The following is a 13806-nucleotide window of genomic DNA, read 5'->3' as shown; positions in this document are numbered from 1 at the left end:
ACGGCGAAACATCATCAATCCTGACCTGCGGCGGCAAACTGCAAGTGGCCGGCTTCAAATCGGAACGCTGGCCGGCTTCAGATCGGAATAGGTGGCCGGCTTCCTATTGGAATGCGTGGCCGGCTTCGTCGGAATCCGCATAACTGCGTGGTCGATGGCGACACGATCTGGCTCAGAGGGCAGAAGATCAGGGTCGCAGATATAGACGCGCCCGAGACGCACGATTATCGTTGCGCCTCGGAGAAGGCGCTTGGCGACCGCGCGACGAGGCGGTTGCACGATTTGTTGGAAAGCGGCCCCATCACATTGCTTCCGATTGACCGCGACGAGGACATCTACGGGCGCAAGTTGCGGATCGTGCAGGTGAGTGGCAAGAGCGTGGGGGATGCGCTGGTGAGCGAAGGCCTTGCGCGTTGGTACGGCGCTGGCCGCCGTCCGTGGTGCTGACCTCCGTGCTGGTCGGCGCTCACGGCTCAAATCGTGACATGCGCCTCGCGCCCTTGTTGATCGTTACTTTTCGGCCTGCTGCAAAATTGCGACGGATTGCTTCGTCGCCTCAGCCCGCCGCATCATGCTCGGCGTCCGTTTGGTCATCGGGCCGCGCAAAACGCGCCCGATGACAGCTACGGCGCCCGTAAGCCTTTTCCGTCCTGGCGCTGCGCGCCTGGGCGCAAAACTCAGCCGTGGACGGCCTGCTTGCGCTCGCGCAGGAACTGGAAGAATTCCACGCCCTCGCGCAGGCGGCGCTTCATCATGGCGCGGTCGCGCACCATTTCATTGACGATCGAGGCAATTTTGCGCGGGCGGAAGTAGAACTGGCGATAGAAGGTCTCGACGGCGTCGAAGATTTCCTTGTGGCTCAGGTCGGGATAATGCAGCGGAGCGATCTGCACGCCATTTTCGTCAACCAGTTCGGCGTTGGCGCTGTCGAGCCAGCCGTTTTCGAGCGCCTGATCATAGAGGAAGGTGCCGGGATAGGGGGCGGCCAGCGACACTTGCAGCGTGTGCGGATTGACTTCCTTGGCGAAGGCGATCGTCTCCTTGATCGTCTCGCGCGTCTCGCCGGGCAGGCCCATGATGAAAGTGCCGTGAATGGCGATGCCGAGTTCGCGGCAGTCCTTGGCGAATTGCTTCGCCACCTCGACGCGCATGCCCTTCTTGATGTTGTGCAGGATCTGCTGGTTGCCGGATTCATAGCCGACCAGCAGAAGCCGCAGGCCATTGGCGCGCATCACCTCCAGCGAGGCGCGCGGCACATTGGCCTTGGCGTTGCACGACCAGACGACGCCCAGCTTGCCCAGCTCCTTGGCGATAGCCTCGGCGCGGGGCAGGTCGTCGGTAAAGGTGTCGTCGTCGAAGAAGAATTCCTGCACCTGCGGGAAGTTCTCCTTGCACCATTTGATCTCTTCGATCACATGCGCCACGCTGCGGGTGCGGTAGCGATGCCCGCCGACCGTCTGCGGCCACAGGCAGAAGGTGCAGCGCGACTTGCAGCCGCGCCCCGTATAGATCGAAATATAGGGGTGCTTGAGATAGCCGATGAAATAGTTCTCGATCTTCAGGTCGCGCTTGTAGACCGGCGAAACGAAGGGCAGCGAGTCCATATCCTCGAGGATCGGGCGCTCGGGATTGTGGTGGATGTCGCCATTGGCGTCGCGCCAGGAGAGGCCGAGAATGTCTTTCCAGTCCTTGCCGTCGGCGACATCCTTGACCGTGAAGTCGAATTCGTTGCGGGCGACGAAATCGACGCAAGGCGCGTCCTTCAGGCTGCCGTCGGCGTCCACCGCGACCTTGGCGCCGATCAGGCCGACCTTGAGCTTGGGATTGGCGGCCTTCAACGCCTGTATGCATTTCACGTCGGAGGCGAAGGACGGCACCGAGGTATGCACGATGACCAGGTCGAAATCCTTGGCCTGCGCCACGACTTCGGCGAGGCTGGTCTTGTGCGGCGGGGCGTCGATCAGTTTGGAGTTCTCGACCAGCGCGGCGGGCTGGGCCAGCCAGGTCGGATACCAGAAAGAGGCGATTTCGCGCCGCGCCTGATAGCGCGAGCCGGCGCCGCCATCGAATCCGTCAAAGGAAGGCGCTTGCAAAAAAAGAGTGCGCATTCGGTCCCGCTCCGCCTAAGCTATCTGAAAAATAGAAAATTCTCGCGCCACAAAGCCCCGCAATCGCGGCCATTCCGTGGCGGCGTGTCCAAGTTCAACGCGTCTTAAACAACATCGCGCCCGATCAATCAATCGCAGGATCGTTTTCGCCGGCGACCGCCATTTCGGCCGACCGGCGCTTGGGCAGGCAGATAGAGGGCCAGCGGCGGTCAGACCAGGATGATCACGAGAACGCGCGTCGTCTGTGACGCCATGACAAGACGGCGCCGGGCCGCTGGCCAGCGGGTCGGGAGCAGGGCCATCAGCGCCCGCCAAAAACGCTGGCGAGCGCGGCCACGCTTGTCATTTCAGGTCCAGACGGATCTCTTCGACCTGACCGGTGAAGGCGAAAGGCGCGGCATAGGCGGGACTGACGGGCGAACCTGTATCTTTGCCGACGTCCAGCGTCTCATTATAGGAGGGAACCACGTTCTCGATGCGCCCTTCGCCGACCGCCGCGCCATTGATCGTCAGCCGGCCGGAGCCGCCGAAAGGGCCGCGCGGGCCGAGGGGGCCCTTGTCTGGAGAGCCCTTGGCCTCGTCCGGTGTGAAATCGAAGCCGACCTGGACCTTGCCCCTGGGCAGCGGCGCGGAGGCGACGATCTTGCCGGTGATATTGCCGAAGGCGTTGGCGACATAGGTGAGACGCCCGTTCTGCACATAGAGCGTGAAGCCGCCATAATCGCCGCCATCGGCGAAAATCACGCCTTCCGCGCCTTTTTCCGGCACGACGAGATCGGCGGCGAGGCTCAGCGGCTTGCCGGAAATTTTCGGGCCGACGCGCGAGGGAATATGATCGGCGCCCCGGCGATAGACGAAATGGGCGCGGCCGTCGGCCGGGGAGGGCAGCGGCGCACGGACGGGTATGAGCGGATAGATCTGCGTCCGCCTGGCCTCGCTGTCGAACAAGGCGACAAGCGCCTGAAGCTTTTCCGGCTGTGACGCAGCCAGATCATGCGCCTGGCTGTAGTCATGGGTCAGGTCGTAAAGCTCCCAGGGATGCTGGCCGATCGGCGTTTTGGCGTTCCGGTCCGCCCAGGGCGCCAAATGGCGCGCCCCGGCCCACCATCCGTCCTTGTAAATGCCGCGATTGCCCGAGGTTTCGAAGACCTGCTGGCCATGCGTGCTTGGCGCGCCGGGATCGGTGAAGCTCGCGGCGAAGCTGTGGCCTTCGAGCGGAATCTGCGCCACGCCGTCGACATGGTCGGGGAACTGGATTCCGGCGAGATCATAGATTGTCGGCGCGATGTCGGTGATATGCTGGAACTGGTTGCGCAAGCCGCCATGCTCCTTGATCCGCGCCGGCCACGACACGACCAGCGGATCGCGCGTGCCGCCAAGATGCGAGGCGACCTGTTTCATCCATTGGAACGGCGTGCTGCTGGCCCAGGCCCAGGCGGCGGCGTAATGATTGTCGAAGATTTCCTCGCCCTGCCGGTCGGCCTGCCGCAGTCGATCCTGCATGGAGGGAACCGAGCCGTCGCCCTTGATGACGTCGCGCCCTTCCAGCCCGCCTTCGCCGCTGCCGCCATTGTCGCCGGCGATGAACAGAACCAGCGTATTCTCGGCGAGGCCGTCCTTGCGCAGGGTCTCCAGCAGGCGCCCGATCTCATGGTCGGTCTGCTCCATGAAGGCGGCGTAAACTTCCATCTGATGGGCGAACAGGGCGCGCTGTTCGGCGGGCAGGGACTCCCAGGCCGGAAGCTCCGCCGGGCGCGGCGTCAGTTCGGCATTGGCCGGAATGACGCCCAGCGCCTTCTGGCGCGCGAAGATCTCCTCGCGCAGCTTGTCCCAGCCCTGATTGAATCGGCCCTTATATTTGCTGATCCATTGCTTAGGCACATGATGCGGCCAATGCGTGGCCCCGGGGGCGAAATAGAGCAGGAAGGGCTTGTCGGGCGCGACGGCCTCATGGCTGTGCAGCCAGTTGATGGAATCGTCGACCAGATCGGTGGTCAGGTGATAACCCTGCGCGGCGGTGCGCGTCTGATCGACCGGCGTGGTGTTGCGATAGAGGCGGGGCGTCCATTGGCTGTCATATCCCGCCAGAAAGCCGTAGAAATATTCGAAGCCCAGACCGTTGGGCCAGCGGTCGAACGGGCCGACGGGCGAAATCTCGGCATAAGGCGTGTTGTGCCATTTGCCGAAGGCCGCCGTGCTATAGCCATTGTCGCGCAGCACGCGCGCCAGCGAGGCGGCGGAGCGCGGCCATTGGCCATTGTAGCCCGGATAGCCGGCGGCGGCGTCGGCGACCGAGCCAAAGCCGACTTGATGATCGGTTCGCCCGCTCAGCAGCGACGCGCGGGTCGGCGAGCACAGCGCGCTGACGTGAAAGGCATTGTACCGCAGGCCGGATTGCGCCAGCCGGTCCAGCTCCGGCGTCTGCGCCGGACCGCCGAAGGTCGAGGTGGCGCCAAAGCCCGCGTCGTCCAGCAGGATCAGCACGACATTGGGCGCGCCAGCCTTGGCCTTCACCGGCGCGGCCCAGGCGGCCGGGGTGGCGTCGCGGGAGGGGTCCGTGATCGGAGGCGGCGCCGGTTCGGGCCTGGGCAGGACTTCAGCACGCGCGACTTCCGCACGCGCGCAACACGCCAGCCCGATCAAAACTCCGAGGGACGCCCCCAATTTTTTCATGTTCGCCTCATTCGCCAAACGCACGCAAGTGATGTTATCCTATAATAAATATAGGAATATTGACAAGATCGCTCGCGCCCTTCGCATTCAAATCGCGATTGTTGGGAAGCGAGGGCTTGTCCGGGGCGTCGGTATCGGGGCAGATTAAAAAGCCATGACGAAGCCCCTTCAGCAATTTGCGAGCGACAATTACGCGGGCGTCTGCCCGCAGGCCTGGTCGGCGATGGCGGAAGCCAATTGCGGCCATGCGGCGGCCTATGGCGAAGACGTCTGGACGCAACGGGCGTCCGACGCTTTTCGGAGCCTGTTCGAGACGAATTGCGAAGTCTTTTTCGCCTTCAACGGCACGGCCGCCAACGCCCTCGCGTTGGCGGCGCTGTGCCAGTCGTTCCACAGCGTGATTTGCTCCAGCGTCGCCCATGTCGATACCGACGAATGCGGCGCTCCGGAATTTTTCTCCAATGGCTCGAAGCTGCTGGTCGCGGCGAGTGAGAACGGCAAGCTCACGCCGCAAGCCGTGCGCGCATTGGCGACGGGGCGTTCCGACATTCATTTTCCCAAGCCGAGCGCCGTGACGATCACCCAGGCGACGGAAACGGGGCAGGTCTATTCCATCGACGAAATCAAGGCGCTTTCAGCCGTTTGCCGCGAATTGGGCCTGCGCCTGCACATGGATGGGGCGCGTTTCGCCAACGCCTGTGCGGCTTTGGGCTGCACGCCGGCGGAAATGACCTGGAAGGCGGGCGTCGACGTGCTCTGCTTCGGGGGAACCAAAAACGGCATGGCCGTGGGCGAGGCGATCCTGTTCTTCGATCCGCGCCTTGCCGAAGATTTCGACTATCGCTGCAAGCAGGCGGGGCAACTCGCCTCGAAAATGCGGTTTCTGGCCGCGCCATGGGTCGGCATGCTGGAAAGCGGGGCCTGGCTCTCCAACGCCGCGCATGGCAACGCCTGCGCCAAAAGGCTGGAGGCGCGGATCGCCGGCGTTCCCGGCGTTGCGCCGCTGTTCCCGGTTGAGGCCAATGCGGTCTTTTTGAGCGCCAGTCCACAGGTTCTCGAAGGCCTGCGGCAAAGAGGGTGGCGGTTCTATACTTTCATCGGCGGTGGGGGACGCTTCATGTTCGCCTGGGACGCAGATCCCGAACGCGTCGATGCGCTGGCCGCCGACATCCAGGACCTCGCCCGAAGCCATTCAGCAGCCTGATTCCCGCCCATGAGGCCAGCCTTCGATCGGCGGCGCCGCCCGGTCGGAGGGGTTCAACTTTTGGCCGCTTGAAATCCGGGCCGATATAATACTATTATAATAATCGGAAAATAGGGAAATCCGACGATGAAAAACACTTCGCTTGTTTCGATTTTCAGCCTGATTCTCGCCGCCGCCTTGGGCCAGAGCGTCGCACATGCCGCGTCGCTTGAAGAAGCGGCGGCCCGCCTCGGCGCGACCGATACGAAGACCCTCGAATTCTCCGGTTCGGGACAATGGTTCCAGTTCGGCCAGGCGCCTGTGCCGGGCGGTCCTTGGCCGCAATTCGACGTTTCGCGCTATGTCGCGGATTTCGATTTCGACGCCGCCGCCGAGCATGTTCAGCTGACTCGGCTTCAAACGGTCGTTCCAGATCGCGCGCGCCCGGCGCCGGTCGAGCAGAAGGTCGACGCCTGGATCCGCGGCGACAAGGCGTGGAACGTGGGGCCGCCGCCGAACGCCGCCCCTGACGCCGCGCCGGTCGCGACGCCGGCCTTCGCCGCCGTGGAAGAGCGCCGCGCTGAAATTCTGGCGACGCCGCAGGGCTTTCTGAAAGCGGCGCTCGCGAACAAGGCCAAGTCCGAAGCCGTCGATGGCGGCGTGCTGGTGTCCTTCGTCACGGACGGGAAATATCGCTTCCAGGGCCGCATCAACGCCGAGAACCGCCTCGAATGGGTCAAGACCTGGATCGATTCTCCGGTGCTGGGGGACACATTGGTCGAAACGAAATTCAAGGATTACAAGGATTTTGGCGGCGTCCAGTTCCCCGCCGACATTTCCCGCGATCAGGGCGGTTATCCCGTGCTGCATCTGGCGGTGAGCGAAGCGAAGCTGAACAAGCCCGTGGATATCGCCATTCCCGCCAATATCGCCAGCGCGGTTCCGCAGCCGGTCGTCGTCAAGAGCGACAAGATCGCCGAGGGCGTATTCTATCTGACCGGCGGAACGCACCATAGCGTCGCCATCGTCCAAAAGGACCAGATTGTGCTGGTCGAGGCGCCGCTCAATGAGGATCGTTCTCTTGCCGTAATCAAGAAGCTCGACGAGGTCGCCCCAGGCAAGCCGATCAAATATGTCGTCAACAGCCACGTCCATTTCGACCATTCCGGCGGCTTGCGCACTCTCGTCGATCATGGCGCGACGGTGGTGACGCATGAGCTGGACAAGCCTTTTTACGAAAAGGTCTGGGCCAATCCGCATGATCTACGGCGCGACCGGCTCGCCGCCTCCAAAAAGCCCGCCAAATTCGAGACCTACAAGGACAAATATGTCCTGAACGACGCCGACCATCCGGTGGAAGTCCGGCTGATCGCGGGCAGCGGCCATAGCGACGACCTGACGCTGATCTATCTGCCGAAGGAAAAGATCCTGATCGAAGCCGACGCCTATTCCCCGCTGGCCGCCGACGCACCCGCGCCCAAGTCGGTCAGCCCTTATGCGGTCAATCTCTATGAGAACATCCAGAAGCAGAATCTGGATGTGGAGAAGATCGCGGGCCTGCATGGCGCGCGCGTCGCGAGCCTCGACGACCTGCGCGCCTTCATCGGGCAAAAGTCGGCGGAGCGGTGATCTCTCGCAAAAACGAGCAACGCCGCATCTGGAGCAAATCCCGATGCGGCGTTGTAACCAGAGGGATCAGGTTACTCGCCGAAGATCGACCATTTCATTCTGCGCGCCAGCTTTTCCAGCGCGATTTGTCCGAGATGCGAATTGCCGGTCGGGTCGAGGCCCGGCGCCCAGACTGCGATCGACGCCTGGCCTGGCGCCACCGCCAGAATGCCGCCGCCGACTCCGCTCTTGCCCGGCAGGCCGACGCGATAGGCGAATTCGCCCGAGCCGTCGTAATGGCCGCAGGTCAGCATCAGGGCGTTGATGCGCCGCGCCCGCTCGGGCGAGACCATGCTGCAATTGGTGTCCGGGTTGCGCCCGGAATGAGCGAGGAAGCGGCCCGCCAGCGCCAGTTGACGGCAGTTCATGGCGATGGCGCAATGATGGAAATAGGTCCCCAGCACATAGTCCACCGGGTTTTGCAAGACGCCGAAGCTTTTCATGAAATTGGCGAGGGCGACGTTGCGGAAGCCGGTGGCTTTTTCCGAGCGCGCGACATGCTCGTCAATATGGACAGAATCATCCTGACACGCGAAGCGGATGAAACGCAGGATTTCGCCGAGCGCCTCGCGCGGCGGGTGGCCGGACAGGATGACGTCGGTCACGGCGAGCGCCCCGGCGTTGATGAAGGGATTGCGCGGCACGCCCTTTTCCAGCTCCAGTTGGGCGATGGAGTTGAAGGCGTTGCCTGAGGGCTCGCGGCCGACGCGCTTCCACAACTGGTCGCCGGCGACGCCCAGCGCGAGCGTGAGGGTGAAGACTTTGGAAATGCTCTGGATGGAAAAGGGAATATCGCAATCGCCGGCGCAGGCGATTGTCCCGTCGGCGGCGGCGACAGCCAGCCCGAAACGGCCCGGATCGACATGGGCGAGCTGGGGAATATAAGTCGCGACCTCGCCGCGATCTTCCCGTTGGCTCATTTCCTCGGCGATGTCGCGCACCACGGCGTCGAGTTGCGGCAATTCATTCTCCCTCGCGCCCTCGCGCGCTCTTGCCTTTGCGCCCTTTCGCCCGTCCCGGCGGGCGCTACATGCGAGCTAAAGGCTAGCGGAAATTCTTCCGCCGCAATAGCGTCAGATCAAGGCGCCATACTGGCGGCAGCGCTAATTCTTCTTTCCTTTTCGCAGTTTGAGGTATTCCTTTGAGCCAGAACAATGACGCTGGCGGACCCACCAGAACCGAATCGGGTCCTGACCTCGCCAAACCCGCACGTTTGCCGGCGACGGTTCCGCAGCCGGAGCAGGTTCCGGCGATCGTCGAGCATCATCCCGCGAGCCGTGGCTGGGTCTGGACGCGGCGACTCATCCTCATCGCACTGATTGGCGGCGTCGCCGGCTTCGCCTTCTGGCAGGCGCATCGCGCGCCAGCCATTCCCGCCTGGATCGTCTATGGCAATGGCCGGCTTGAGGCGGACCCGATCGACATCAGCACCAAATTCGCGGGCCGGATCGCCGAATTGCGCGCCGAGGAGGGCGACAAGGTTGCTGCCGGCCAGATCGTCGCGGTGATGGACACCCGCGATCTCGCCCAGACCCTGCAAAAACAGCAGGCGCAGATCGAACAGGCGCAAAAGGCGGTCGAGGAGGCGCAAGCCACGCTGGAACAGACCCGCAGTTCGACCTTGCTCGCCCAGCAGCAGATGGAGCGCGCCGAAAAGCTGCTCGCCAGCGGCTTCACGACCCGTGAAACCTATGACCAGCGCAAACAGGCGCTGGACTCCACGCGCGCGATCCAGATCGCGGCGGAACACCGCGTCAATGAGGCGCAGAACTCCCTGAAGGCGGCGCAGCACGATTCCCAGCTGACTCAGGTCAATATCGACGACAACAAGCTGGTCGCGCCGCGCGACGGGCGCATCGAATATCGCCTCGCTAATATTGGCGAGGTGCTCGCTGCGGGCGGCAAGGTCTTCACCATGCTCGACACGTCCTATGTTTATATGGACGTCTATCTGCCGACGCTTTCCGCCGACAAGGTCAATGTCGGCGCCGACGCGCGCATATTGCTCGACGCCTTTCCGGACCGGCCGATTCCGGCGAAGGTCTCATTCCTCGCGAGCCAGGCGCAATTCACGCCGAAAATGGTCGAGACCAAGAACGACCGCGACAAGCTGATGTTCCGCGTGCGGGTCAAGATCGATTCCGATCTCGCCCGGGCCCATGCTGAGGAGGTGCGCAGCGGTTTGCCGGGCGTGGCCTATGTCAAGACCGACGCCGCGCAGGCCTGGCCGGCGTCGCTGCAGGGGAAAACCCTCGCAGCGACCGCGCCCCCGAAGAACTCGCCGCAGGACCGCAAAGAATGAATCCGGACCCGGCTTCGCCGGTCGTCCGCCTGCTTCACCTGCGCCACGACTATGGCAGGACGCGCGCGCTCGACGGCCTCACGCTCGATATTCCCTCGGGCTGCATGGTCGGCCTGGTCGGGCCTGACGGCGTCGGCAAATCGACCCTGCTCGGGCTGATCGCGGGCGCCAAGGCGCTGCAGGACGGCGGAATCCAAGTACTCGGCGGCAATATTGACGACGCGCGCTTCCGAGACGCCGCCTGCCACCGCATCGCCTATATGCCTCAGGGCTTGGGCAAGAATCTCTATCCCGACCTGACAGTCGCGGAAAACATCCGCTTCTTCTCGCGCCTTTACGGGCAAGGCCGCGCCGAGGGCATGGCGCGGGCGATGCAGCTGATGCGCGACGTCGGCCTCGCGGCTTTCGCGGACCGCCCGGCCAACAAACTGTCCGGCGGCATGAAGCAGAAGCTCGGCCTGTGCTGTGCCCTAATCCACGATCCCGAGTTGCTTATCCTCGACGAGCCGACCACCGGCGTCGATCCGCTGTCGCGGCGGCAGTTCTGGGAACTGGTGGACCGCATGCGCCGGCGCGCAGCTAAAGCAATGAGCGTCATCGTCGCCACCGCCTATATGGAAGAGGCCGAGCGTTTCGATTTTCTCATCGTGCTCAACGCCGGCAAAATTCTCGCCACCGGCGCGCCCGCCGAGATCAAGGCGCAGACCGGCGCAGCAAGCATCGAGGACGCCTTCATCGCTCTGCTGCCGGAAGAAGAGCGGGGCAGGGCGCGTAAGCTGGACATTCCGCCGCGCGGCGATGACGGCGACGGGCCGGTGATCTCAGCCCGGGGGCTGACCCGCCGCTTCGGCGATTTCACCGCCGTCGACCATGTTGATCTCGACATCGAACGCGGCGAGATCTTCGGCTTCCTCGGCTCGAACGGCTGCGGCAAGTCCACGACCATGAAGATGCTCACCGGACTGCTGCCGGCGAGCGAGGGCAGCGCGCGCCTGTTCGGGCGGACCATGGAGGCCGGCGGCATGGAATCGCGCGGCCGCGTCGGCTACATGTCGCAGAGTTTTTCGCTCTATTCCGAACTGACCGTGCAGCAGAATCTCGACCTCCACGCGAGATTGTTCCAACTGCCGCGCGAGGAAGCCCGCGCGCGCATCGAGGATCTGATTGCGCGTTTCGGTCTCGAAGGCCATCGCGATGCGCTCGCCGCCGAGCTGCCGCTCGGCATCAGGCAGCGTCTGGCCCTCGCCGTGGCGCTGGTGCATCGGCCCGAACTGCTGATCCTCGACGAGCCGACCTCGGGCGTCGATCCTGTGGCGCGCGACGAATTCTGGCGTCTGCTGATCGAACAATCGCGCGCGCATGGCGTAACCATTTTCATCTCCACCCATTTCATGAACGAGGCGGCGCGCTGCGACCGCATTTCGCTGATGGACTCCGGGCGCATTCTCGCGACCGGGACGCCGGGCGAACTTATCAAGGCCAAGGGCGCCGCCAATCTCGAAGACGCTTTCATCGCTTATCTGGAGGAGGCAGGCGCAGGGCGGGGGAACGCGGCCGCGCCGGACGAGGCGGCGATCCCGCCATCGCCCGATGCGTCGCTGAAGACGCCGTGGTTCAGCTTCCGGCGCATGATGGCCTATACGATCCGCGAAATTCTGGAGCTGTCGCGCGATCCGATCCGCCTCGGCTATGCCTTGTTCGGTCCCGCCTTGCTGCTGCTGGCGCTGGGGTTCGGCATCACGACGGATGTCGATTCGCTGACCTATGCGGTGCTCGACCGCGACAATTCCTTTCTCAGCCGGGCCTATGCCAGCGAAATCCGCGGTTCGGCCTATTTTCTCGAACAGGCGCCGATCCAGGACGCCGAGGATTTGCGCGCGCGCCTGAAGAGCGGCGCGGTCAGCGCGACGGTGGAAATTCCGCCGGGCTTTGGCCGCGACATCAAGCGCGGACGTCCGACCGAGGTGTCCGTCTGGATCGACGGCGCCATGCCGTTCCGCGCCGAGACCATCCACGGCTATCTCTCGGGCGTGCATCAGCAATTCCTGGCCGATCCCGCCATTCGCGGCATGGGGGCGGACTCGGAGGCGGCGTCAGCCTCGATCGAGACGCGCTTCCGCTACAATCAGGATTTTGACTCGATCTATACCATGGTTCCGGGCGCCATCGCGCTTCAGCTCGCCTTGATTCCGGCCATCCTGATGGCGCTCGCCATCGTGCGCGAGAAGGAGCTGGGCTCGATCACCAATCTCTATGTGACGCCCGTATCGCGACTGGAATTCCTGCTCGGCAAGCAGATTCCCTATGTTGCGCTCGCCTTCATCGATTTCCTCGTGATGTTCGTGATGGCGCTCACAATCTTCAAGGTTCCGCTCAAGGGCGGCTTCGGGATTCTCGCGCTCGGGGCGCTGGCCTATGTCGCCGCGACGACCGCCTATGGCATGGTGGTTTCGGCCTTCACGCGCACGCAGATCGCGGCATTGTTTGGCACGGTCATTCTCACCATTCTGCCGGCGACCATGTTTTCCGGCCTGAGCACGCCGGCCTCGTCGGTGACCGGCTTCGGACGGGTGATGGGGGAGTTCTTCCCCATGACCTATTTCCTGCCGATTTCAGTCGGCGCCTTCACCAAGGGCCTCGGCTTCGCCGATTTGTCGCGCCATCTCGCTTTGCTGTCGCTGTTCGCTCCGGCGCTGATCCTGATCAGCCTTCTCCTGCTGAGGAAACAGGAGAAATGATGCAGACGCTTCGCAACATCTACTGGCTGGGGACCAAGGAGCTGCGCAGCTTCTTCCGCGACTGGGTGCTGCTCGGTCTGGTGATCTATTCCTTTTCGCTGGCGATCGTCGCGCAAGCGCAGAGCAATGCGCAGGAGCTGCACAACGCCTCGCTGGCCGTGGTGGACGAAGACCATTCCGAACTCTCGGGCCGCCTCGCGCGGTCCTTCCTGCCGCCCTATTTTCTGCCTGCAGTTCCGGTAGCGCAAGGCGATGTCGACCGGCTGATGAACACCGGCGCCTATACCTTCATCCTCGACATTCCACCCAATTTCCAACGCGACCTTCTGGCGGGCCGCAGGCCGGTGCTGCAGTTTAATGTCGACGCTACGGCCATGATGCAGGCGGGCATCGGCTCGGGCTATGCGCAGCAGATCCTGGCGAACGAGATCGCTAAATTCCTAACCCGGCAGGACGAACCCTCGCCCGTCCTCGTCGGCCAGGCGGTGCGCATCGCCTTCAATCCCAATCTCGTCACGGCCTGGTTCAGCAGCGTCATGGGCATCATCGGCTCTATCACCATGCTGTCGATCATTCTCGCCGGCGCGGCGGTGGTGCGCGAGCGCGAGCATGGCACGGTCGAGCATCTGCTGGTGATGCCGGTGACGCCCTTCGAGATCGCCATGGCCAAGATTTGGGCCAATAGCCTGGTCATCGCCGGCGCGGTCTGGCTGTCGCTGATCTTCGTGGTTCAGCGTCTGCTCGCCATACCTATCGAAGGTTCGATCCCGCTCTTCATGTGCGGCGTGGCGATCTATCTGTTCTTCGCGACGTCGATCGGCATTTTCCTCGCCACCATCGCCCGGACCATGCCGCAGCTGGGCCTGCTTTACCTGCTTGTCGCCGTGCCGCTGAACCTGCTCTCGGGCGGCAATACTCCGCTCGAATCCATGCCGCCCTTCCTGCGCACGATCATGCAGGCCTCGCCTTCCACGCATTTCGTCGCCATCGCCCAGGCGATCCTTTATCGGGGGGCGGGATTCGACATCGTCTGGCCGCGTTTCGTCGCCATGGCCGCGATCGGCGCCATCTTTCTGGCACTCGCGCTGTGGCGCTTCCGCAGCGTGTCCACGCAATCGGGCTGAAAATGCTGGC

At 63.5% G+C, this 13806-nt stretch carries 9 protein-coding genes; 6 read left to right on the top strand and 3 right to left on the bottom strand.

From position 1 onward, the window contains the following. The first annotated feature begins 111 nt into the window (after positions 1-111). Positions 112-447 (top strand): thermonuclease family protein, encoded by a 336-nt coding sequence (locus QZ409_RS12605; RefSeq protein ID WP_296711665.1) that lies wholly within the window; start codon positions 112-114, stop codon positions 445-447. A gap of 230 nt (positions 448-677) precedes the next feature. On the opposite strand, the gene hpnJ is transcribed toward QZ409_RS12605, so the two are convergent. After that, on the bottom strand, positions 678-2108 hold the full coding sequence (hpnJ, locus tag QZ409_RS12600; RefSeq protein WP_296711664.1) for a hopanoid biosynthesis associated radical SAM protein HpnJ: 1431 nt from the start codon (positions 2106-2108) through the stop codon (positions 678-680). Positions 2109-2450: 342 nt separating this feature from the next. Further along, entirely contained in the window at positions 2451-4781 is a 2331-nt protein-coding gene (locus QZ409_RS12595) for an arylsulfatase (RefSeq protein ID WP_296711662.1), read from the bottom strand. 154 nt (positions 4782-4935) lie between these two features. On the opposite strand from QZ409_RS12595, the gene QZ409_RS12590 reads away from it, so the two are divergent. Together QZ409_RS12590 and QZ409_RS12585 are read left to right on the top strand one after the other, a co-directional pair. Beyond that, positions 4936-5985: a low specificity L-threonine aldolase gene (locus tag QZ409_RS12590; RefSeq protein WP_296711659.1), complete on the top strand. Its 1050-nt coding sequence runs from the start codon at positions 4936-4938 to the stop codon at positions 5983-5985. 126 nt (positions 5986-6111) lie between these two features. Beyond that, positions 6112-7593, top strand: coding sequence for an MBL fold metallo-hydrolase (locus tag QZ409_RS12585; RefSeq protein ID WP_296711657.1), 1482 nt, complete (start codon positions 6112-6114; stop codon positions 7591-7593). Between the two features lie 71 nt (positions 7594-7664). On the opposite strand, the gene QZ409_RS12580 is transcribed toward QZ409_RS12585, so the two are convergent. Next, a complete protein-coding gene (locus tag QZ409_RS12580; RefSeq protein ID WP_296711655.1) occupies positions 7665-8594 on the bottom strand; it encodes a glutaminase in 930 nt (309 codons plus the stop codon). A 179-nt stretch (positions 8595-8773) separates the two neighbouring features. Between QZ409_RS12580 and QZ409_RS12575 the strand changes: the two genes are divergently transcribed. From QZ409_RS12575 to QZ409_RS12565, 3 genes are read left to right on the top strand one after another with little or no spacing between them, the layout of a single operon-like run. Then, the gene (locus tag QZ409_RS12575) at positions 8774-9934 is read left to right on the top strand and encodes an HlyD family efflux transporter periplasmic adaptor subunit (protein ID WP_342394841.1); all 1161 of its coding nucleotides are present in this window, start codon (positions 8774-8776) and stop codon (positions 9932-9934) included. After that, a complete protein-coding gene (rbbA, locus tag QZ409_RS12570; RefSeq protein ID WP_296711652.1) occupies positions 9931-12672 on the top strand; it encodes a ribosome-associated ATPase/putative transporter RbbA in 2742 nt (913 codons plus the stop codon). Before QZ409_RS12575 ends, rbbA begins: the two co-directional genes overlap by 4 nt. Next, positions 12672-13796: an ABC transporter permease gene (locus QZ409_RS12565; protein WP_296711671.1), complete on the top strand. Its 1125-nt coding sequence runs from the start codon at positions 12672-12674 to the stop codon at positions 13794-13796. The genes rbbA and QZ409_RS12565 overlap by 1 nt, the downstream gene beginning before the upstream one ends. Positions 13797-13806 lie beyond the last annotated feature (10 nt).

Source organism: Rhodoblastus sp. (assembly GCF_019449565.1).
Taxonomy (GTDB): domain Bacteria; phylum Pseudomonadota; class Alphaproteobacteria; order Rhizobiales; family Beijerinckiaceae; genus Rhodoblastus.
The sequence above is the reverse complement of the archived record's forward strand: the minus strand, read 5'-3'. Positions and strand labels throughout refer to the sequence as shown.

Coding starts and splice junctions, on each gene's coding strand:
- QZ409_RS12605 (WP_296711665.1), top strand. CDS start 112: ATGCGTGGCCGGCTTCGTCGGAATCCGCATAACTGCGTGGTCGATGGC.
- QZ409_RS12590 (WP_296711659.1), top strand. CDS start 4,936: ATGACGAAGCCCCTTCAGCAATTTGCGAGCGACAATTACGCGGGCGTC.
- QZ409_RS12565 (WP_296711671.1), top strand. CDS start 12,672: ATGCAGACGCTTCGCAACATCTACTGGCTGGGGACCAAGGAGCTGCGC.
- QZ409_RS12585 (WP_296711657.1), top strand. CDS start 6,112: ATGAAAAACACTTCGCTTGTTTCGATTTTCAGCCTGATTCTCGCCGCC.
- QZ409_RS12595 (WP_296711662.1), bottom strand. CDS start 4,781: ATGAAAAAATTGGGGGCGTCCCTCGGAGTTTTGATCGGGCTGGCGTGT.
- hpnJ (WP_296711664.1), bottom strand. CDS start 2,108: ATGCGCACTCTTTTTTTGCAAGCGCCTTCCTTTGACGGATTCGATGGC.
- rbbA (WP_296711652.1), top strand. CDS start 9,931: ATGAATCCGGACCCGGCTTCGCCGGTCGTCCGCCTGCTTCACCTGCGC.